The 21,023-nt window shown below is 71.9% G+C and carries 16 protein-coding genes; 7 read left to right on the top strand and 9 right to left on the bottom strand.

What is annotated here, in order from left to right; translation table 11 throughout:
- From BCD49_RS04075 to BCD49_RS04090, 4 genes are read right to left on the bottom strand one after another with little or no spacing between them, the layout of a single operon-like run.
- On the bottom strand, nt 1-750 hold the full coding sequence (locus BCD49_RS04075) for a PadR family transcriptional regulator (RefSeq protein ID WP_083401234.1): 750 nt from the start codon (nt 748-750) through the stop codon (nt 1-3).
- Nucleotides 747-3,461 (bottom strand): CaiB/BaiF CoA transferase family protein, encoded by a 2,715-nt coding sequence (locus tag BCD49_RS04080; RefSeq protein ID WP_083401235.1) that lies wholly within the window; start codon nt 3,459-3,461, stop codon nt 747-749. The genes BCD49_RS04075 and BCD49_RS04080 overlap by 4 nt, the downstream gene beginning before the upstream one ends.
- An 11-nt stretch (nt 3,462-3,472) precedes the next feature.
- Nucleotides 3,473-4,822, bottom strand: coding sequence for an amidohydrolase family protein (locus tag BCD49_RS04085; RefSeq protein WP_007509542.1), 1,350 nt, complete (start codon nt 4,820-4,822; stop codon nt 3,473-3,475).
- A 16-nt stretch (nt 4,823-4,838) separates the two neighbouring features.
- Nucleotides 4,839-5,360: a Zn-ribbon domain-containing OB-fold protein gene (locus tag BCD49_RS04090; RefSeq protein ID WP_007509540.1), complete on the bottom strand. Its 522-nt coding sequence runs from the start codon at nt 5,358-5,360 to the stop codon at nt 4,839-4,841.
- 439 nt (nt 5,361-5,799) lie between these two features.
- Here BCD49_RS04090 and BCD49_RS04095 point away from each other — a divergent pair, with 439 nt between their 5' ends.
- Nucleotides 5,800-7,215 carry an ABC transporter substrate-binding protein gene (locus BCD49_RS04095; protein ID WP_071041132.1) on the top strand — a complete coding sequence of 472 codons (1,416 nt, stop codon included), beginning with the start codon at nt 5,800-5,802 and terminating at the stop codon, nt 7,213-7,215.
- Here BCD49_RS04095 and BCD49_RS04100 read toward each other — a convergent pair.
- Nucleotides 7,202-7,915: a nitroreductase family protein gene (locus BCD49_RS04100; RefSeq protein ID WP_007509537.1), complete on the bottom strand. Its 714-nt coding sequence runs from the start codon at nt 7,913-7,915 to the stop codon at nt 7,202-7,204. The two genes, BCD49_RS04095 and BCD49_RS04100, sit on opposite strands and share 14 nt — an antisense overlap.
- Nucleotides 7,916-8,234: 319 nt before the next feature.
- Here BCD49_RS04100 and BCD49_RS04105 point away from each other — a divergent pair, with 319 nt between their 5' ends.
- From BCD49_RS04105 to BCD49_RS04125, 5 genes are all read left to right on the top strand, one after another.
- Nucleotides 8,235-9,590 (top strand): ABC transporter substrate-binding protein, encoded by a 1,356-nt coding sequence (locus BCD49_RS04105; protein WP_007509535.1) that lies wholly within the window; start codon nt 8,235-8,237, stop codon nt 9,588-9,590.
- A 407-nt stretch (nt 9,591-9,997) separates the two neighbouring features.
- Nucleotides 9,998-13,003, top strand: a complete 3,006-nt coding sequence (locus tag BCD49_RS04110) for a CHAT domain-containing tetratricopeptide repeat protein (RefSeq protein ID WP_007509533.1) — start codon at nt 9,998-10,000, stop codon at nt 13,001-13,003.
- A gap of 189 nt (nt 13,004-13,192) precedes the next feature.
- Nucleotides 13,193-15,589, top strand: coding sequence for an ATP-binding cassette domain-containing protein (locus tag BCD49_RS04115; protein WP_007509531.1), 2,397 nt, complete (start codon nt 13,193-13,195; stop codon nt 15,587-15,589).
- 185 nt (nt 15,590-15,774) lie between these two features.
- Nucleotides 15,775-16,215, top strand: a complete 441-nt coding sequence (locus tag BCD49_RS04120; protein WP_007509530.1) for a helix-turn-helix transcriptional regulator — start codon at nt 15,775-15,777, stop codon at nt 16,213-16,215.
- 10 nt (nt 16,216-16,225) lie between these two features.
- The gene (locus BCD49_RS04125; RefSeq protein ID WP_007509528.1) at nt 16,226-16,636 is read left to right on the top strand and encodes a VOC family protein; all 411 of its coding nucleotides are present in this window, start codon (nt 16,226-16,228) and stop codon (nt 16,634-16,636) included.
- A 16-nt stretch (nt 16,637-16,652) separates the two neighbouring features.
- Here the strand turns inward: BCD49_RS04125 and BCD49_RS04130 are convergent, their stop codons facing one another.
- Nucleotides 16,653-17,447 (bottom strand): SDR family NAD(P)-dependent oxidoreductase, encoded by a 795-nt coding sequence (locus BCD49_RS04130; RefSeq protein ID WP_007509527.1) that lies wholly within the window; start codon nt 17,445-17,447, stop codon nt 16,653-16,655.
- A 109-nt stretch (nt 17,448-17,556) separates the two neighbouring features.
- On the bottom strand, nt 17,557-18,141 hold the full coding sequence (locus BCD49_RS04135) for a TetR/AcrR family transcriptional regulator (RefSeq protein ID WP_007509526.1): 585 nt from the start codon (nt 18,139-18,141) through the stop codon (nt 17,557-17,559).
- 152 nt (nt 18,142-18,293) lie between these two features.
- Here BCD49_RS04135 and BCD49_RS04140 point away from each other — a divergent pair, with 152 nt between their 5' ends.
- Nucleotides 18,294-19,130, top strand: coding sequence for a DUF427 domain-containing protein (locus BCD49_RS04140; protein WP_007509525.1), 837 nt, complete (start codon nt 18,294-18,296; stop codon nt 19,128-19,130).
- Nucleotides 19,131-19,178: 48 nt separating this feature from the next.
- Here the strand turns inward: BCD49_RS04140 and BCD49_RS04145 are convergent, their stop codons facing one another.
- Together BCD49_RS04145 and BCD49_RS04150 are read right to left on the bottom strand one after the other, a co-directional pair.
- Entirely contained in the window at nt 19,179-19,691 is a 513-nt protein-coding gene (locus BCD49_RS04145) for a MarR family winged helix-turn-helix transcriptional regulator (protein WP_274535038.1), read from the bottom strand.
- Between the two features lie 42 nt (nt 19,692-19,733).
- The gene (locus BCD49_RS04150) at nt 19,734-20,996 is read right to left on the bottom strand and encodes an amidohydrolase family protein (RefSeq protein WP_007509522.1); all 1,263 of its coding nucleotides are present in this window, start codon (nt 20,994-20,996) and stop codon (nt 19,734-19,736) included.
- Between the last annotated feature and the right edge of the window lie 27 nt (nt 20,997-21,023).

Genomic DNA, 21,023 nt, shown 5'->3' on the forward strand with positions numbered 1-21,023 from the left:
TCAGCTCCTCTCCCCCGGCGACCCGGTGCCGTCCGCCCCGGCACCGCGCTCGCGCCCGCGCGCGTCGTCAGGGTGTTCGTCGTCAGGGTGTTCGTAGTCGTGCAGCGGGGGCGGGCCGGCGAACGGCGGCCGCGGGGTGGTGGGCAGGTCGGCGAGCTCGTCGCGCAGCTGGGCGACGTTCGCCAGCTCCGCGTACATCCGGCGCAGCACGTAGTCGCCGACGGCGCGGGAGTAGCGCAGCTCGGGCCGGCTGTCCAACCGCACCTCCTGGGCACGGCGCCGGCCCCAGCGCAGCTCGTCGACGGCCGCCCGGGTCTGCTCCACGTAGCGGTCGAGGATCTCCACGACCCGCTCCGRCTCGGTCTCGGCGCCCAGCCACACCCGCAGCAGCACCGGATGCTTGATGACCACCGGCTCCTCGTCGGCCGTCTGGTGCAGCCAGTCGCGCAGCACCGTCCGGCCGGCCGGGGTGATCTCGTGCACGAGGGTGCGCCGGATCCGGCGGCCGGGCGCCGGGCTCGCGGTGACGAGGCCGAGCGCCTCCAGCCGCGCCAGTTCCTTGCGGATGTGGCTGATCGCCGGCGCCCAGTAGAAGAAGCGCAGGCTGAAGTCGGCCCTGGTCTTGAGCTCCACCGGCGACAGCGGCACGTCGGCGACCGCCAGCATCCCCAGCACGGCGTACGCGGTCGTCGGCAGGCCGTCCGCCGCACCGGCTCCCGCACCGGTGGTCGGTGATGGTGGACCGGTCATGCGCCGGCCGGCCGGTCGCCGAGGACGCGGCGGGCGCGCAGGCCGTCGAGCTCGGCCGGGGTCAGGCCGAGCAGGCCGCCGTACACCTCGTCGTCGTGCTGACCGAAGACGGGCGCCGGGCGGCGCAGCAGCGGCCCGGGGTGGCTGGCGAGGCGGAACGCGACGCCCGGCATCGGGTGCTCGCCGACCACCGGGTGGGCCAGCCTCTCGAAGAAGCCTCGGGCCGCGAGCTGCGGGTTGGCCAGCAGGTCGGCGGCCGGGATGACCGGCGCGGCCGGGACGCCACCGGCGGCGAGGGCGGCGAGCGCCGTGGCCCGGTCGGGCGCCGCCGCCGTCCAGGCGGCGATCGCCTCGTCGACCCGGTCGTGCGCGGCGGTGACCCGGCGGCCGGCCAGGGTCGCGAGGCCCGCGTCCGCGGCGAGGTCGGGGCGGCCGAGCACAGCGCACAGGTCCCGCCACTGCACGTCGTCGGTGATGGCGAGCGCGAGCCAGACGTCGGGGCCTGCCGGGTCGCGGGCACAGCGGTAGACACCCTGCGGCGCCGCCAGCGGGCCGAGCGGGCCGCGGTTGCCGTCACGGCGCAGCGACGCCCCGCTCTCGGTGTACTCGACGGTCAGCTCGGCCGCGACGTTGAGCACCGACTCGATCATCGTCGCCTCGACCAGCGCGCCGGAGCCGTCGCCGTCCGGGCGGTCCCGGGCGGCCAGCGCCACCAGGGTGGCGAACGCGGCGTGCAGGCCGGCGATCGGGTCGCAGGCGCCGCGCGGGATCACCGGCGGGCCGTCGGCGGTGCCGGTCAGCCAGGCCATGCCGCTGGCCTGCTCCATCGTCTGGGCGAAGCCGGTGCGGTCGCGCCACGGGCCGTCCAGCCCGAAGGCCGGCATGCGGGTGAGCACGGCCGACGGGTTCGCGGCGTGCACCGCCTCCCAGTCGAGGCCGAGGTTGGGCAGCACCCGGGGGGTGAAGTTCTCGATGACGACGTCGCAGGCGCCGACGAGCCGGCGGGCCAGGCCGAGCCCCTCCGCGGTGGAAAGCTCGAGGCTGACCGCCCGCTTGTTGGCGTTCGTGGCGAGGAACATCGTTCCCMATTCCCACCAGCTCGGCTCGGTCGGTGGCTTGCCGCCCGCGAACCGCATGCCGTCGGGGCGGGACACCCCCTCGACCTTGACGACGTCGGCGCCCAGCGAGCCGAGCAGCATCGTCGCCGACGGCCCGGCCCAGAAGGCGGTCAGGTCGAGGACCCTCAGCCCGTCCAGCGGCAGCGGCCGGACCGCCGGGCGGGCGGTCCTGGCCAGGCCGTCGTCGTCGGTGGCGGCGGCGGCATCGGCGGCCGCGGTGGCGGGCCAGCGCGCGGTGGCGGTGTGCTCGCCGAGGGCGGGGGCCGGGGCGAGCGGCCGGCCGCGGAAGTCGCCGACGCGGTAGGGGGTGCGGGGCTGGTGGAAGCCGCCGCGGGGGTTGGGGACGAACACGCCGCGGGCCGTGAACTGGTCGATCGTCGTCACCGTCTCCGGGGTGCCGACGGGGGTGGCCGGGATGCGCAGGGCGGCGGCGAGCTCGACGACCTCCTCGGTGGTGTGCCGGGTGGTCCAGGCGTGCACGGCGGCCTGGAACTCGGCCCTCCGGGCATGCCGGCGCGGCAGCAGGGCCAGGTCGCGGTCGCCGAGCAGGTCGGGCCGTTCGATGAGGACCAGGAAGTCCTGGAACTGCTGCGCGGTGATGGTGCAGAAACCGACCAGGCCGTCCTTCGTCGGCTCGATCGACGGCGTCTCGGGGATGCGGCCGGGTGAGCCCGGGGTGCCGCCGGGCCTGGTGCCGCCCATGATGGTCGGCCCGACGACGGACAGCCCGCCCATCATGATCGCCATGCATTCGAGCATCGAGACGTCGACGAGGTCACCGACGCCGTCGCGCCGGGAACCGCGCAGCGCGGCGAGCCCGACGACGGCGGCGTAGACGCCGGACGCCCACTCGCCGATCCGCCCGCCGGCCTGCAGCGGGGCGGCGTCCGGCTCGCCCCGGCCGGCGGTGGATCCGCAGAGCGCCTGCAGGAGGAACTCGGTGACCGCCCCTCGGTTCGGCGCCACCGCGCTGGCCGGGAAGCCCGGTCGCCAGCCGTCGTCCGCCCAGGGCCCGGTAAGGCCGAACGGGCTGATCGACAGGATCACGGCGCGCGGGTTGTCGGCGTGCAGGCGCCGGACGGCCGCCGGGCCCGCATCGGCATCGGCGTCAGCGGCGGCTCCCGCTCCAGCCCCCGCGCCCGCGAAGATCCCGTTGCCCGCGAGGGCGCCGTCCACGGTCGCCCCGTCGCCACCGTGATTACCGCTACCGGGAGTTCCGCCGCCGGCGAGGGCGCCGCCGACGATGACGAGGTCGGCGGCGGCGGCCAGGGCGCGAACCCGCGAGCTGTCCGGGTCGGCCGCGACGGACCGCTTGGAGGTGTTGAGGAACCGGAACAGCGCGCCGTCCCCGTCGGGGCGGGAGCCCGAGGCGGACCAGGCGCGCATCGGGTCGCCGGAGCCGGGCGGCTCCACCTTCACGACGTCGGCGCCGGCGTCGGCGAACAGCTTCCCGCAGTATGGCCCGGCGATCTGCGTCGCCAGTTCCAGGACGCGGACGCCGGCGAGCGGCCCGAGAGCCGACGGCCCCGACGCGCCGGCGGATGCCCCGGCGGCCGGGTCGGCCGATGGGTCGGCGGATGCGGCATGTGACACCTTGACCGCCCCTAGGCCCGCGGGGCGCCGGGAACCGCCGGCGCGGCCGGCGCGGCGGGCGCGGCCGGCGCGGCGGGGAACGACGGCGCGGTGCGGGTGGTGAGGCGCTTCCAGGACTGGAGGTCACGCTCGCTGGCGAGGCGGCCGACCCGGGTGACGACGTCGACGTCGGTCGCCTCGGCGCGCAGCGCGCCGGCGGTGGCGCGCTCGCGCGGGCGGGTCGCGAACGGGTCGAACTGGAAGTGCCGCAGGGCGTTCTCGTGGGTGATCCGGTTGATGGTGTCGTCGGGCAGGTGGCCGAGGTTGGCGATGACGTCCTCGGGGGCGTTCGGCCAGTTGGAGTCGGAGTGCGGGAAGTCGGACTCCCAGCAGACGTTGTCGACGTCGAACCAGTCGAGCAGCCGCGGGCCGACCGTGTCGCTGATGAAGCAGGTCAGGATGTGCTTGCGGAAGATGTCCGACGGCCCGTCGATCCCGGCGGGGAAGGACGGCCGGGTCCAGGCGGAGTGGCGGCGCTGGACGTGCTCGCTGCGCCACAGGAAGTACGGGATCCAGCCGATGTCGCCCTCGGTCAGCGAGAACCGCAGGTCCGGGAAGTCGGCCCAGAACTCGGCCCAGATCAATTCGAGGAGCGAGTAGATCGAGGCGATCGACGAGCCGGACATGTTGACGCTGGCCGGGGCGTCGGAGGAGAACATCGGGGAGCGCGACGCCGAGCCGAGGTGCAGGCACAGCACGGTGCCGGCGTCGCTGGCRGCGCGGAACAGCGGGCTCCAGTAGCCGCTGTGGATGCTCGGCATCTTCAGCGCCTCGGGGTTCTCGGAGAACGTGACGGCGTGGCAGCCCTTGCCCGCCAGCCGCCGCAGCTCCCTGGCCGCCTCCTCGACGTCGAACAGGGGCAGGATGCCGCACGGAATGAACCGGTCGGGGTAGGCGCCGCACCACTCGTCGACGTGCCAGTCGTTGTACGCCTTGATCATGACGAGGTTGACGTCGCGGTCCGGGCCCTGGTTGAGCACCTGGCCGGAGAAGCCGGTCCAGTTCGGGAAGTTCAGCCCGGCGAGCTGCCCGCCGGCGTTCATGTCCCGGACCCGTTCGTGCACGTCGTAGCAGCCGGGCCGCATCTCGTCGTAGCGGCTGGCGTCGACGTTGAACATCTCCGGCGGCTTGCCGGCGACCGCGTTCAGGCCGAGGTTGCGGCCGCGCTGGGTGCCGTAGTACCACTGCTGGACGCCGTCGGGCTCGTCGACGACGCGCGGGGCTAAGTCCCTGTACTTCGCCGGGACGTGCGCGTCGAACATGCCGGCCGGCTCGGCGATGTGGTCGTCGACGCTGACCAGGATCAGGTCTTCTGGCTTCATGCGGCTGGTCTCCCGTTCAGGCTCGGCCGGCGGGTTCGAAGTAGGGCAGTGTCGTCGCCGCCGGCTGGCCGGCCGCCTCCACGGTGACGGCGGGGGCCGCGGGTATGGCTGGGGCCGCGGGTACGACGGAGTGGAACGCGACGCGCAGCCGCAGCTCCGGGCGGATCTCGGCGATCGTCAGGCCGACCAGGCAGGTCATCAGCTGGTAGCCCTCGTCCAGGGTCACGATGGCCGGCGCGTACGGGGTGCGGAACGCGGGGCTCACCGGGCGGTGCACGACCGTCCAGCTGTAGAGGGTGCCGAAGCCCGCGGACCGTTCCCAGCGCAGGTCGCGCGACAGGCAGGCCCGGCAGGCCTCGGTCGGCGGGAAGCCGGGGGTGGCGCAGGCGGCACAGCGCTGGAACAGCAGCTCACCGCGGGCGCAGCCCGCCCAGAACGGCTCGGTGACCGGCGTCCGCGGCGCGAACGGCACCCCGTCGACCTGCGGGCGAAGAAGGGTGTCCGCGTCGCCGCCGACGACGACGCCCCGGCCATTCACGACCACCTCACTCGGACTAATAGTCCGAGATAGAGGCCGGATGCCCGCCACGATCTCATCACCCATGGTGAAATTCACCGCCCTTCCCCTGACGGATGGACCCCACCGGCCCGCCCGACCAACCCATCAGATGGGCAACTGAGACCCGCGGCGCCGACAGTGTGCCCGGCATCACCTGCTCCAGGTCAGGAAGATTAGCTCAATAGTCCGGCCGCGCACACCCCTGCCACGCCTCGACCACCCTCGTGGATCTTTGCCGGCCACGCGCGGGCGTCGATCCGCTCGCCAGAATGATCTCCGGGTCGCGGCGGGCGGGGACTTCTTGCCCGGTCAGGGTGACGGTGGTAGACGTACCGCTGAGCAGTGGTTCTCTGTACTGAACGATCGTTCGCCAGCCGCCGGGCAGGCGGCGACGGCGAGTGAGCGGCGAGGAGTCTGGATGAGCGAGCAGGTCTCAACCGGCCAGGACCAGCCTGGGCAGGAGAACGCCGGACGGTATGCCGAGCGCCTCTTCCCGGCGCCAGTGGATCACGGGATCGCCCAGCCGGACCGGGCCGTCTCGACGGTCGAGCGCGGGACGGACACCGTCGCCTACAACGACCCGGCGGGCCGCTGGTACGAGGGCGGCGGCCGGGTGGGCGAGAAGGCGGTCGAGTCGATCGTCGTGTATCCGCCGACGCGGGGCCTCGTCACCCAGGGGGATCCGTTCGAGCCGGTGAAGATCGGCATCCTGGTCGACATGGACCTCGGCCAGCTGCTGTCCGACTGGGTCGACTCCACGATTCTCGCGGTCGAGGACGCGCTGAACGAGGGCGTCTACGACCGGCCGGTCGAGATCCGCACCGTCGACGCGCGCGGGCTGCCCAGGGAGAACTACCTCAAGGTCCGCCGGGGATACCAGCAGCTCGTCGACGACGGCTGCGTCGTCGTGCTCGGCCCGATGATCTCCGACAACTCGCTGAACCTGCAGGACACCGCCAACCGCACCGGCGTCTCCTGCATCGGCTGGACCGGCAGCGTGAAGTTCGCCGGTGACTACTGCTTCACCGTCGCGAACGGCGACATCCCGACGGAGTCGGTGATGGGCGCGAACTGGTGCGCCCAGCAGGGTCACACCAAGGTCGGCTTCTTCTGGGAGAAGGGCTCGTCCGGCGACCACTACTCGGACTTCTTCCGGACGGCGGCGCAGCAGGTCGGCGTCGAGATCGTCAAGGAGGTCAGCCTGGGGCCGAATCCGAAGGGCCTCCAGCAGCACCTCGAGACGATGCGCGCCCAGGGTGCCGAGGCCATCGTCTACATGGGCTACGGCTACTCCACCTTCCATTTCGCCGCGGCGTTCAAGGCCCTCGACTGGGATCCGCCGCGGTTCATGGGCACGGCGTTCATGTTCTACTCGAACTCGAACGCCTGGGCGGAGGGCCTGGAGGGCTGGCACGGCGTCGACCAGCTCGGCGAGGACGGCRCGAACCCGAACTACGAGGCGATGGTCCGCCGGTTCGAGGCGCGGTTCGGCCGGGTCACCCGCAACGTCGTCGTGGCCCTCGGCTACGACACGGCGCGGGCCGCGATCCACGGCATCGCGAACGCGGCGATCCCCACGCCCGAGCAGGTCCGGCTCGGGCTGGAGAAGATCAAGTGGATGCCGTGCACCAACGGCGGCCCCGGCGCGTACATCACGTTCGCGCCCTACGACCACCGCGGCTACAAGGGTGACTTCCTGACGATCCGCGAGCTGCGCGGCGGTGAGCTGCACTTCCGCGGCTACTACCGTCCCCAGTGGCCCTCCAACACCACGTCCCCGCTGCTCGCCCCCCAGCCCAAGCCGATCGACGCCGGGGGTGTCACCCAGGGCTGATGCCGAAGCCGGCCGGCGCGGGGCCGGGGAAGGCCTCGCCGTCGAAGGTGTCGAGCCGGGCGAACTCCTCGACCGGGCGGCGGGTGAGCTTCGTGGCCCGCCGCTCGGGGTGGCCGAGGGCGACGACTGCCGCGATCGCGTGGTCCGGCGGGATGGCGAGCAGCTTGGCGGCCTCCGGCTCCCGGCGGACGAGGAACGTCGTCAGCACGCCGCCCAGGCCCTCGGCCCGGGCCGCGAGCAGGAGGTTCTGGGCGAACGGGTAGACCGAGGCGCCGCCGACGATGCTCTGCCGCTCCAGGTCCACGTCCATGACGGCGAGCGCCGTGAGCCGCGCACACAGGACCAGCAGCACCGGCACCTCGTCGAGGTTGTCGGCGAACGACGACGGCGCGGGGGTGGCCGCCGCCTCGGCGAGGTCGATCGCCGGCCCGTGCCAGCGGCCGTCCGGGCCCGGCGCGAACGGGCGCACCCCGGCCTGGACCTGCGCCCGGTACTCGCGCCAGCCGAGCACCACCAGGTCGCGGATGGCCCGGCGGATCCCCGGGTCGCGCAGGACGAGCACCGTCCACGGCTGGGTGTTGCCGCCGCTGGGCGCGAACCTGGCCTCGTCGAGCACCCGCGCGAGCACCTCGTCCGACACCGGCTCGTCGGTGAACTTACGCACGGCCCCCGACGTGCGCATCGCCTCGCGCAGCTCCATCCCGTCCGCCTCCCGCCCGTCCCGGCCGCGGCCTGTCCCGCGGCCCGGGCATGACGGTAGTCCTGGTGGATCGGCAGTCCTGGTGGATCGGCGGATGGGAGCGTCAACGCGGCGGGCCACCCATGGTAATCTTCGGCCAAATAAAGTATCCAATATTAAGTCTGCAATGCTTTGCCACCGCGCGGCCAGGCCGTCCAGGTGGCGCATGCCGCGGGGGCCCGCCTGTCCGGGCCGTGCGCGGCCAGCCGGTTCACGTATCCCGTTCACCTATCCCGCGCTCGCCGCTGGCGGGCGCGTCGGTCATACGAGGGAGTTCCCGATGCGAGCCCTGCGGCTCATGACCGTCCTCGCCGCCGCGACGGCCCTGACCACGGGCCTCGCCGCCTGCGGTGGCGACGGCGGTTCCACGACGACGAGCAGCGGCCCGACCGTCGCCGCCGGCGCCATCAAGGCCGTCCCGCCGTCCGACTGGAGTGACGGCGGCATCACGGTAGACGCGAGCTCGCTGAAGTGCGGCCAGACCGCCGCCGACCCAGCCCGCGGCGTCACCGACACCTCCATCAAGGTCGGCGGCCTCGCCTACCTGACCAGCCCCAGCGGCAGCACCATGGCCGGCACCGAGATCGGCGCCAAGGTCCGCTTCGACCGGGCCAACGACGCCGGCGGCATCAACGGCCGCAAGATCGACTACATCGGCACGCTCGACGACGGCAACGACTCGAGCCGCAACGCCAGCCAGGCCAAGGTCCTCGCCGACCAGGAGAAGGTCTTCGCCGTCGTCCCCGAGATGACCAGCTCCGCCAGCTACCTCGACACCTTCTGCTCCGAGGCCGTGCCGTTCTTCGGCTGGGGCTTCAACGGCGGCTACTGCGGCAACACGGTCGGCTTCGGCATCACCGGCTGCCTCACCAACCTGACCGTGAGCACGTCCTCGCTGTACGGCGTGATGATCCAGAACCTCTTCGACGGCGACGCCCAGGGCCGCACGGTCGCGCTCATCGGCAACGACGACGACTCGGCCCGCACCGGCCTGTCCGACATCAAACTCCAGGTCCAGTCCGTAGGCGCGAAGGTCGTCTACGCCGAGAACCCGATCCCCGACTCCGGCCTCACCGACGCCACCCCGATCGTCAGCAAGATCATGACGGCCGCCAGCGGCGCGCCCCCGCAGGTGGTCCTCTACGTCACCGACTTCACCTCGACCACCAAGCTGATCCAGGCACTGGGCGCGGCCGGCTTCCCCGGCAAGCACATCTCCGCCGTCGGCTACGACCCACGACTGGCCGCCGCCAACTTCGCCGGGCTGCAGAAGTCCTACGCCCTGCTGCAGTGGTCACCGACCGAGGACACCTCGTCGGCCGGCGTCCAGCAGCTCGTCGCCGACTTCAAGAAGTACGCCCCCGACGCCACGCTCAGCCTGCCCACCATGGCCGGCTACTGGGCCGCCGACATGTTCGTCGACGCCGCCACCAAGACCGGCAAGGACCTCACCGTCGACAGCTTCCTGAAGACCCTGAACAGCGACTACAGCTACTACGTCGACGGCGCGGTACCGCAGACCCGGTACCCCCTCAACCACGTCGTCAACGCGCCCTGCGGGTCGCTCGTGCAGCTGAACGGAACGAAGTACGACGTCACGAGCAAACTCGCCTGCGGCCAGGTCCTCAAGAAGTAACCGGTCCCTGAGAAGCGGTCAGCGAAGAGCCATCCAGTGCCGGCGGGCGGTCCACGGTCGCCCGCCGGCACCCGTTTCCCTGAGCATCCCCTCGACCGCCTGTCGATGGATCAGACAAGCGACCGTCCAGGGCCCGGACCGGTCTCGGGCTGCCGCGCGTGGCCAGTCCCATCGAGCTCCATGGGCGCGGCGGTCATCACGGGTGGGTCGGTCTGGTGATGGTCGGTCTGGTGATGGGGGCATCGGCTTGATCACGACGGTCCCGTTCAAGCCGCTTCCGCTCCAGTAGTGCTGCCACGCCGCCAACGTCACCGATAACGTGAACGCAACTGTTCATGACGGCTTCGGCATCGGAGCGCGGATGTCGCGAAGATGCGGCCCGACGGGCAACACGGGGGCGACGAGGAATGCGGGAGCGTTTAATCGCGCGGCTGTGGGCACGACTGGACCAGTTTGAGATCGACCAGAATCCGGCGACTGTCTTGGACCCTGAGGCGTTGGCCGAAGTAGCGGCGTTGCTGGAGACGGTCTCCGACCCGGCCGCGGACCTGGAGATCGCGCGGGCAGTCGGATGGCTGCACTTCGCGCGTTACTGGGCCCCCGACACCGGCGAGGACCAGCAGGACCTCGAGACCGCACTGGCATTTCTCGAACCGGTGTACGAGGCCCACCCGGACGCCGTCCCCGACGAGGTGCGCGCCTACTTCGACGAGCAGCGACACGGCGCCACCGATACTCCCCAGCTCCTGTCCGACCGCGCTGTCGACCTGATGGAGGCGACGATGCGGACAGGCGACCCGTCCGCGCTTGACGGGGCCATCGACCTGTTCCGACAGGCACTGGACGCCGTCCCCGGCGACCACCCCGACCGCGCCGCGATGCTGTCCAACGTCACCAATGCCCTGCTGACCCGGTTCGAGCGGACCGGGGAGCTGGCGGACCTGGATGCCGCGATCGAGGCCGGCCAGACCGCGGCGGACGCCGTCTCACCCGACGACCTCAACCGCGCCGTGCTGCAGTCCACCTTTGGGGGCGCCCTCTGGACCCGGTTCCGCCAAGGCGGGGTGTTGGCGGACCTGGACAACGCGATCGAGGCCTTTCGGGTCGCCGTGGAGGCCACCCCGTCCGACCACCCCAACCTMGCCGCGATACTGGCCAACCTTGGTACCGCGCTTCACACCAGGTTCCAATGGACCGGGGAGTTGGCGGACCTGGAGGCCGCGATCGAGGCCGGCCAGATCACAGTGGATGCCACCCATATCGATCATCCCAGTCGCGGCCAGCGGCTGGACCATTTCAGTGTCGTCCTACAAACGCGGTTCGGGCACCATGGCGACCTAGCGGACCTGGACGCCGCGATCGAGGCCGGACAAGCGGCCGTGGAGACCACCCCACCCGACCACCCCCGTCGCGCCGCGATGCTGTCCAATCTCGGCATCGCCCTTCGCACCAGGTTCGAGCGAGGTGGACAGCCAGCCGACCTGGATGGCGCGATCGAGGCCGGACAGGGAGCGGTGGATACCACCCCACCCGACCACCCCGACCGCGCCGCGATGCTGTCCAATCTCGGCGTCGCCCTTCGCACCAGGTTCGAGCAGGGCGGACGGCAGGCAGACCTGGACGACGCGATCCAGGCCGCCCAGGCAGCCGTCGCCGCCACCCCACCCGACCACCCCGACCGCGCGGGGCGCCTGTCCAACCTCGCCGACTCGTTGCAGACCCGGTTCGAGCGGGGCGGACGTCCGGCGGACCTCGACGCCGCGATCGACGCCTACCAGGCGGCCGCCGAGACGTTGGGGGCGCCGCCACGGATTCGAGCGGGTGCGGCGCGCGGCTGGGGCCTCGCGGCGGCGGGCGGCGGGCGATGGTCGGAGGCGATGACGGGGTTCACGACGGCGATCGAGCTGCTGGGACAGGTGGCGCCGCGCCGCCTGGCACGCCGCGATCAGGAGCATCTGCTGGCGGAGCTCGCGGGCTTGGGCGCGGACGCGGCGGCCTGCTGCCTGCGAGTCGGTCTGGTCGAACGGGCGGTGGAGCTGTTCGAGCAGGGCCGAGGGGTGCTGCTGGGCCAGGCGCTGGACACCCGCACCGACCTGACCGCCCTGGCGGAGCGGCATCCGGAGCTGGCGGCGTCGTTCACCAACCTGCGCGACGTTCTGGACCGGGCCGACGACCAGGCAGGACCGGGGCGGACCGAGCCTGGTGAGGGTCCGTCCGCGCCGACCGGCACCGAACGGCGGGCGGCGGGCGTGGCGTTCGACGACCTGATCGCGAACATCCGCGGCCTCGATGGGTTCGAACGGTTCCTTCGACCGCCACCGGCCGCCGAACTGCTGGTGACCGCCTCCAACGGCCCGGTGGTAATCGTGGCGGTCTCGGAGTTCGGTTCGTACGCGCTGCTCCTGACCGGCGGCGGGGTGGACGCGGTGCGGCTGGCCGGGCTGACCCCGCAGACCGTGTACGACCAGGTCGTCGCCCTCCTCGCGGCGCTGGACGGCCAGGCCTCTTCCCGCGTCGCGGCGCAGGAGCGGATAGGTGAGATCCTCGGCTGGCTGTGGGACGTCCTCGCCGGTCCGGTCCTAGACCGGCTGGGCATCGTCGGCCCGCCGGGTGACGGTGGCCGGTGGCCGCGGCTGTGGTGGTGTACCTCAGATCTGTTGTCGTTCTTGCCGGTGCACGCCGCCGGGTATCACCGCGCCCCGTCCGGGTTGGCCGCGGCCACGGTCCTGGACAGGGTGATCTCGTCCTACACCCCGACTGTCCGCGCCCTGGCGCACGCCCGCGCTGCCAGCCCCGTGGACGCTGGCGGCCGTGTCGAACTCGGCCGTGGGCGGATGGTGGCGGTGGCCATGCCACACACCCCCGGCGCCTCCGACCTGCCCGGCGCCGAGGTCGAGACCGCCGCCCTGCGGGCCCGGTTCCCCGGCCAGGTCGACCTGCTGACCGGCACGCGGGCCACCCGGCAGGCGGTCCTCAGCCGACTGCCGACCGCCAGATGGGCGCATTTCGCCTGCCACGCCACCGCCGATCTGGACGCCCCCTCGGCCGGCCGGCTCCTGCTGGCCGACCACCGGGTCCGGCCACTCTCCGTGCTCGACGTCGCCCGGCTACGCCTGCACGACGTCGAACTGGCATTCCTGTCGGCCTGTTCCACCGCCCGGCCCGGGGGCCCGCTGGCCGACGAGGCGATCCATCTGGCCTCCGCGTTCCAGCTCGCCGGTTACCGGCATGTGATCGCCACGCTGTGGCCGATCGGCGACCAGCACGCCGCCTACATCGCCGAGGACATCTACGGTGCCCTCGCCGAGGGTGGAGACGTCTCCACCGCCGTCCACGCCGCCGCCCGCGCGTCCCGCGGGAGGTGGGCTCGCATGCCCCTGGTATGGGCGTCTCACATCCACGTCGGTGCCTGACAACCACGTTCCGCGCCAACACCCGGCGCTCCTCGCCGCCGGAGATCCCATGACGACGCCGTGCCGGACCACGCGTCTGGCCGCCACGCGTCACGAGACGGTCTGCCGGACCCGTCGGGGCCGGATCGGTCAGGAATCGAGAAGCACGGACTGTCGTGCTCTCGCTAGCGTGACTTTCATGGAGACACGATGAGCACGGCCACGAGGACGGACACGCGGGCACCCGCGCAGCGCGGCGCCGGCGGCCGCGACGCCGACAGCCACGATCTGATCCGGGTGCGGGGTGCGCGCGAGCACAACCTCAAGGACGTCAGTATCGAGATCCCGAAGCGCCGCCTCACAGTGTTCACCGGCGTCTCCGGCTCGGGCAAGAGCTCGCTGGTGTTCGGCACGATCGCCGCCGAGTCACAGCGGCTGATCAACGAGACCTACAGCACCTTCGTGCAGGGCTTCATGCCGACGCTGGCGCGGCCCGAGGTCGACCTGCTGGAGGGCCTGACGACGGCGATCATCGTCGACCAGGAGCGGATGGGTGGCAACCCACGCTCCACGGTCGGCACCGCCACCGACGCGGGCGTGATGCTGCGGATCGTCTTCAGCCGCCTCGGCAAGCCGTATGTCGGCTCGCCGAACGCGTTCTCCTTCAACGTCGCCTCGGTCCGGGCGAGTGGCGCGATCACCGTCGAGCGCGGTGCCAAGAAGACCGTGAAGGCGACCTTCAACCGCATCGGCGGCATGTGCCCCCGCTGCGAGGGCATGGGGTCGGTGTCCGACATCGACCTGGCGCAGCTGTTCGACGAGAGCAAGTCGCTGTCCGAGGGTGCGATCACCGTGCCGGGCTACAGCGCCGACGGCTGGTTCGGCCGGATCTTCGCCGCGGTGGTGCCCGCCGACATACCCATCGCCAGGTTCACCAGGAAGCAGCGCGAGGAGTTCCTGTACGGCGAGGCCCGCAGGATCAAGGTCGACAACGTCAACCTGACCTACGAGGGGCTGATCCCGCGAATCCAGAAGTCGCATCTCTCCAAGGACATCGACTCCCTGCAGCCGCACGTCCGCGCGTTCGTCGAGCGGGCGGTGACGTTCACCGTCTGCCCCGAGTGCGGCGGCACCCGGCTGTCCGAGGCGGCCCGGTCGTCGAAGATCAACGGCATCAGCATCGCCGACGCCTGCGCGATGCAGATCAGTGACCTGGCCGAGTGGGTGCGCGGCCTCGACGAGCCCTCCGTGGCGCCGCTGCTCGCGGCGCTGCGGCACGCCCTCGACTCGTTCACCGACATCGGCCTGGGCTACCTCTCGCTCGATCGCGCCACCGGGACCCTGTCCGGTGGCGAGGCGCAGCGCACCAAGATGATCCGTCACCTCGGGTCGTCGCTGACCGACGTCACCTACGTCTTCGACGAGCCGACCATCGGGCTGCACCCGCACGACATCGCGCGGATGAACGACCTCCTGCTGCGGCTGCGCGACAAGGGCAACACCGTCCTCGTCGTGGAGCACAAGCCGGAGGTCATCGCGATCGCCGACCACGTCGTCGACCTCGGCCCCGGCGCGGGTACGGCCGGCGGCACCGTCTGTTTCGAGGGCACCGTCGACGGGCTGCGGGCCAGCGGGACGCTCACCGGGCGGCACCTGGACGACCGGGCCTCCCTCAAGTCGTCGGTGCGCACGCCGTTGGGAGCACTGGAGATCCGCGGCGCCGACGCCCACAACCTGCGGGATGTCGACGTCGACATCCCGCAGGGCGTGCTGGTCGTCGTCACCGGGGTCGCGGGCTCGGGCAAGAGCTCGCTCATCCATGGCTCGGTGTCCGGCCGGGACGGGGTGGTGTCGGTCGACCAGACCCCGATCCGCGGCTCGCGGCGGAGCAACCCGGCGACCTACACCGGTCTGCTCGACCCGATCCGCAAGGCGTTCGCCAAGGTGAACGGCGTGAAGCCGGCGTTGTTCAGCGCCAACTCCGAGGGTGCCTGCCCCGCCTGCAACGGCGCCGGCGTCATCTACACCGACCTGGCGATGATGGCCGGCGTCGCCACCACCTGCGAGGAGTGCGAGGGGAAGCGGTACCAGGCGTCGGTGCTCGAATACCACCTCGGGGGCCGCGACATCAGCGAGGTGCTCGCGATGCCGGTGACCGAGGCGGAGGAGTTCTTCGGTGCCGGCGAGGCGCACACGCCGGCCGCGCACAGCATCCTGGGCCGGCTCGCCGACGTCGGGCTCGGCTACCTCAGCCTCGGCCAGCCGCTCACCACCCTGTCCGGCGGTGAGCGCCAGCGCCTGAAACTCGCCACCCGGATGGCCGACAAGGGGGGCGTCTACGTCCTCGACGAGCCGACCACCGGCCTGCACCTCGCCGACGTCGAGCAGTTGCTCGGCCTGCTCGACCGGCTCGTCGACGCCGGCAAGTCGGTCATCGTCATCGAGCACCACCAGGCGGTCATGGCCCACGCCGACTGGATCATCGACCTCGGCCCCGGCGCCGGCCACGACGGCGGCCGGATCGTCTTCGAGGGCACCCCCGCCGACCTCGTCGCCGCCCGCTGCACCCTCACCGGCGAGCACCTCGCCGCCTACGTCGGGCGCTGAGCGCCCGGCCCGGGCGGCGGTGGCCTTCGTCGAGGCAGGTGGGGTTGGGGCCGACGGGCGGGGCGGAGCCCCGATGTGGCCTGCCGGGATGGGGCGGGCGCTCCGGGTGACGGGCGCCGCGAGGCCCGCGGCGAGTGGCGGCGCGATCAACGGGGCGTCACGCTCGCGTTGTTACGCTGGGGTTCGTGACGCCGGAGGAGCTCGCCAACCTCGCGCACCTGCGTCGCGCCCGCGATCTGATGGACCGCGAGTACGCGAGCCCGCTCGACGTCGCCGCGCTCGCTCGCGCCGCGCTGATGTCGAACGCGCACTTCTCCCGGCAGTTCCGCGCGACGTACGGGGAGACGCCCTACTCCTATCTGATGACGCGGCGCATCGAGCGGGCGAAGGCGCTGCTGCGCCGCGGCGACATGTCGGTCACCGACGTCTGCATGGCGGTCGGGTGTACGTCGCTCGGCTCGTTCAGCGCGCGTTTCACCGAGCTGGTGGGCGAGACGCCGACGGCCTACCGGGCCCGGGACCACAGCGCGCTCGCGAACGTGCCGGGCTGCGTCGCGAAGGACCTCACCCGCCCCAGCCGTGGTCCGAGCAGGATCGGAGAAGCACTCCCGACGCCGGCGCCCTAGCGTTGCGGACATGGATCTCACACTTGCTCGCTGCTTCGTCCAGGTGCAGGACCCGGACCTCTCGCTGGCCTTCTACCGCGACGCGCTCGGCCTCGAGCTGCGCAACGACGTCGCCCGCGAGGGCTTCCGCTGGATCACCGTCGGCTCGGCCGCCCAGCCCGGCGTCGAGATCGTCCTCACGAACTACCTGGCCGGTAGCCCCGCCGACGGCGACGCGATCACCGCTCTCGTCGCCAAGGGCGCCATGAACGGCGTCCACTTCCACAGCGACGATCTCGACGCCATTTTCGAGAAGATCCGCGCCTCGGGTGCCGAGATCGTGCAGGAGCCGACCGACCAGCCATGGGGCACCCGGGACTGCGCCGTCCGCGACCCTTCCGGAAACCTGGTCCGCATCGACCAGCCGCCCGCCGCGAAGTAGCCGCCGGACGCCCCGGCTAGCCGTCGGCGCGGAAAGGGTTGGGTCCCGCGATGACGGTGACCCCGGTGCGGCCGCCGTCGACGTCCATGACCGTTCCGTGCACGAAGGCCGCGTCCTCGGACGCGAGGTAGACGGCCGCCGCGCCGATGGCGTCGGGGTGCCCGGGTGACCCGGCGGGCGTGCCGAGCATGAGCGCGTCGGCGGGATGCTCGACGGCGGGATCCCGGTCGGGATCGGCGATGACCCCCGGGGAGATGGCGTTGACCCGCACGCCCTGGGGCCCGAACTCGGCGGACCAGGCGCGGGTGAGCGTCTCCAGCGCACCCTTGGTCGACGCGTAGAGGGCGCCGACAGGAAGGCCGAGCCGGGCACCCCAGGAACCGAGGTTGATGATGACCCCGCCGCCCGCGGCGACCATCCGCGGCGCGACAGCCTGGGTGAGGAAGAACGGCGCCTTGACGTTGACGGCGTATACCCGGTCGAACATCGCGTCGTCCGCGGTCAGGGTGGTCGCCGGCGGATAGATGCCCGCGTTGTTGACCAGGATTTCGATGCGCCCGCCCAGCAGGTCGCTCGCCGCGTCGGCGAGTGACCTGCTGGCGCTCGCCGTGCCGTCGAGGTCGGCGTGGAGGTAGTCGGCGGTGCCGCCCGCGGCGCGGATCTGGGCGACCACCGCCTTGCCGCGAGTGTCGTCGCGCCCGGAGACGATGACGTGGGCGCCTTCGGCACCGAAGGCGACCGCGATGGACCGGCCGATGTTGCTGGTGGATCCGGTGACGAGTGCCGTCCTGTGTTCGAGTCGCTGTGACATGCGGGCGAAGCTACGGAGATATTTTTGGACCCGCAAGTCCAAAAATCTTGCCCGGCCCGCCTGGCCCGCCCGGCGCTGACGCCAGCGGCTGTCGGCCGCGGCGCGGAGCTCAGACGCCGCGCAGGTGGTCGATCAGCGCGTCCAGTGTCGCCTCCAGGTGCCAGGTGCTCCCGGACGACCTGAGCACCTGGACCCCACCCTGGATGCCGGCGACGAAGGCAGCGGCGACCCGGTCGGCGTCGAGGCGCGGGCGGATCTCGCCGGCAGCCTGCATCTGCTCGATACCGCGCCGGATGTGGGCCCGCCAGTTCGCCAGCAGGGTGCCGGTGACCTCGGCCGCGCCCGGTGTGCCGCCGACCTGGCTCATCAGCGACCCCAGGGGACAGTTGCGTCCCTGTGCCCGGTAGCGGGCCAGGACCGCGTCCCGCCAGCGCTCCCAGGCCGCCCATGAGGTCAGCGCGCCGAGGTGCGGCTGCTGGTCGGCGAGGACCCGCTCCGACTCGTACCGCGCCACCGCGAGCAGCAGCTCCTCCTTGCCGCCCGGGAAGTAGTGGAAGATCTGGCCCTTGCTCGTGCCCGTGATGGCGCGGATGTCGTCGAGGGTCGCCTCGCCGGGGTCGTCGCCGCGCAGGTACACAGCCGCGCCCTCGATGATCCGTTGCCGGGTCGCCTGCCCCTTCGTGGTGAGCGCCATCCGCTGACGCTAGCTCTTTATGGACCAGATAGTCCACTTCTTGATCCCTGGCCCACGGTCACCCACCCGCGGGAGGCCTGTGGCGGCGTTCCGTGGAAGGTTGCTCTTGGGGGTGCCGTTACCTAGGTAGCGGATCGACGGAGGAGTAACGCATGACGACCACTGAACCGACGACCACTACGACCGAGACGACAGCCAACCCGGCCACAGCACAACCGTCGGCGGACGCCGGCGCACCCGCGACAGGCAAGGGATCAGCGGCAGCGTCGGGCGCGCGCGGGCGGGTTCGGGTCGAGCAGGCGCACAAGCGGGTACGGCCACTGCTGGGCGGTGTGGTCGTCGTCGACACGGTCCGGCCGCTGCTGGTCTGGGAAGGCCCGCACTACCCCGTCTACTACCTGCCGCTGGCCGATCTGAAGGCCACGCTGGAGCCCACCGGGGAGATCGTGCGCTCCCCCAGCCGCGGCGACGCGCACCGCCACGACGTGGTCGCGGGTGAGCACCGCGCGGCCGGGGCCGCCCTGACCTACCCGGACTCGCCGTTCCCGGAGCTGCGCGACATGGTCCGGCTCGACTGGGACTCTTTTGACACCTGGCTGGAGGAGGACGAGCCGGTCTACGTCCACGCCCGCAACCCCTTCCACCGGGTCGACATCCTCTCCAGCTCCCGGCACGTCCGGGTCGAGATCGACGGGGTGACGGTCGCCGAGTCGACCCGCCCGACCGTGCTGTTCGAGACCAACATCCGCCCCCGCTACTACCTCCCGCTGAGCGACGTCCGCACCGAGCTGCTCCGCGGGTCGTCCACCAGCACCGGCTGCCCGTACAAGGGCACGGCCAGCTACTACGGGGTCGAGGTCAACGGCAAGGTCCACGAGGACGTCGTCTGGTACTACCCGGCCCCGCTGCTGGAGAGCATCCGCGTCGCGGGCCTGGTCTGCTTCTACGACGAGAAGGTCGACGTCTACGTCGACGGCGTCCACACCTGAGCGAACGCCGGCCGCGCTCGCACCGCGCGGGTATGGACGCCGGACAGCTCAGCGCGGTCGGTCGGGAGTCACCGCGTCGATGAGGGTGTCGAGGGTGTGGTCGAGCTCGGCGCGCAGGCCCGCGGGCAGCGACAAGGCGTCCTCCCACTCGTGGAGCCGGTCGTTGACGCCGCGGCTCAGGGCGTCGCCGACGTCGGTGAGCCGGACGACGACGCGGCGGCGGTCCGTCGGGTCGGGGGCCCGGTGGACCAGGCCCGCGGCGGCGAGCCGGTCGAGGGTGAGCGTCATGCCGCCGCTCGTGCGGCCGAGCACCCGGCACAGGCGGCTCGGCGCGCCTCGTCCACCGGGCGAGTGCCGGATGGTGCCGAGAACCAGGTAGTCGGCCACCGTCAGGCCGAACGGTTCAACCAGACCCTCGAGCGCGGTCGAGACGAGCATGTTGAGCCGAACCAGCCTGGCGAGCAGGCCGGCTCCCCCGGTCAGGCCGACCTCGTCCACCCACCTGGGCTCGCCCGCCGGCCCCGCCGCCTGGGTTGGCCCCGCCAGGTCCGTTCTGGTCACCGCGCTCTCAGCCATCCCGGCCGACTGTAGCGCCCGTCGGCGTCATTCCTTGATCCCAAAGCGTTCGAGGCCGAAGGCGCGGATGGCGTTGCCGCGGACGAACTTGCGGACCTCGCCCGCGTCCATGCCGGCGCCCGCGCACAGGCGGTGGGCGACGGCGCGGGAGTTCGGCCAGGTGCCGTCGGTGTGCGGGTAGTCGGTCTCGAAGACGATCTGGTCGAGTCCGACCTCGTTCCGCGAGATCAGCCCGTGCTGGTCGTCGAACAGGCAGCCGTAGACGCGGCCCTTGATGTAGCTGCTCGGCGGGTTCGGCAGGGTGGCTCCGCCACCGACGCCACCCTTCCAGACGAGGTCCATCCGCTCCAGCAGGTATGGCATCCAGCCGACCTGACTCTCGGCGTAGACGATCGTCAGGCTCGGGAATCGGTCGAGCGTGCCGGAGAAGATCCAGTCGCACAGCGACCCCTCGGCGTTCTGCGAGGAAAGCGACATGCTGACCGCCAGCGGCGCGTCCGGGGACGTCGACGGCAGCGTCGACGACGAGCCGATGTGCATCGTCACGACGGTTCCGGTCTCCTCGCAGGCCTGGAACAGCGGGTCCCACGCGCCGGAGTGGATGGAGTCGAACCCGAGCTTGCTCGGGTTCTCGGAGAACGACACCGCGTAGGAGCCCTTCGCCGCGCACCGGCGCACCTCGGCGGCGGCGAGCTCGGGATCCCACAACGGGATGAGCGACAGCGGGATCAACCGGCCCCGCCCGGCGCCGCCCGCCCATTCGTCGATCATCCAGTCGTTGTAGATCTGGATGCAGGCGAGCGCCACGTCCTTGTCCGGCCGCTCGGAGAAGCCCTGGCCGCAGAACCGCGGGAACGTGTTCGGGAAGTTGATGGCCGCCTCGACATGGTTGGCGTCCATGTCGGCGAGGCGGGCGTCGCGCTCGTAGGTGCCCGGCCGGAAGTCCTCGTAGATGGCGGGGAGGTTCTTGACCTCGGCCGGCGGTACCCCGGCCGAGGCGTGCAGCAGGCCGGTCGGGTAGACGAGGTCGCCGTAGAGCCACAGGTCGCACCAGTGGCCGTCGGGCGCGTCGCGCTCGAAGCCGTAGTGGCCGCCGGCGAAGTGCAGCTTGAGCTTCTCCCGCACCACCTTCGGCCCACGGTCACGCATCGCCGCCGGCAGCTCCCGCTGCCACAGGTCGCGCGGCTCCAGGATGTGGTCGTCCACGGAAATGATCTTCGGCAGTTCCTCCGGGGCCGGGGTGACCGGTCCGGTGACGGTCGTGGGCGCGGTGGTGTCGATGACGGCCATGGCCATTCCCCCTTGCGCTGTGCGGCG

Source organism: Pseudofrankia sp. EUN1h (assembly GCF_001854645.1).
GTDB classification, from domain to species: domain Bacteria; phylum Actinomycetota; class Actinomycetes; order Frankiales; family Frankiaceae; genus Pseudofrankia; species Pseudofrankia saprophytica.

Bases quoted from the DNA above. Each gene is read 5' to 3' on its own strand.
- BCD49_RS04100 (WP_007509537.1), bottom strand. From the start codon at position 7,915: ATGGAGCTGCGCGAGGCGATGCGCACGTCGGGGGCCGTGCGTAAGTTC.
- BCD49_RS04105 (WP_007509535.1), top strand. From the start codon at position 8,235: ATGCGAGCCCTGCGGCTCATGACCGTCCTCGCCGCCGCGACGGCCCTG.
- BCD49_RS04115 (WP_007509531.1), top strand. From the start codon at position 13,193: ATGAGCACGGCCACGAGGACGGACACGCGGGCACCCGCGCAGCGCGGC.
- BCD49_RS04125 (WP_007509528.1), top strand. From the start codon at position 16,226: ATGGATCTCACACTTGCTCGCTGCTTCGTCCAGGTGCAGGACCCGGAC.
- BCD49_RS04130 (WP_007509527.1), bottom strand. From the start codon at position 17,447: ATGTCACAGCGACTCGAACACAGGACGGCACTCGTCACCGGATCCACC.
- BCD49_RS04135 (WP_007509526.1), bottom strand. From the start codon at position 18,141: ATGGCGCTCACCACGAAGGGGCAGGCGACCCGGCAACGGATCATCGAG.
- BCD49_RS04140 (WP_007509525.1), top strand. From the start codon at position 18,294: ATGACGACCACTGAACCGACGACCACTACGACCGAGACGACAGCCAAC.
- BCD49_RS04150 (WP_007509522.1), bottom strand. From the start codon at position 20,996: ATGGCCGTCATCGACACCACCGCGCCCACGACCGTCACCGGACCGGTC.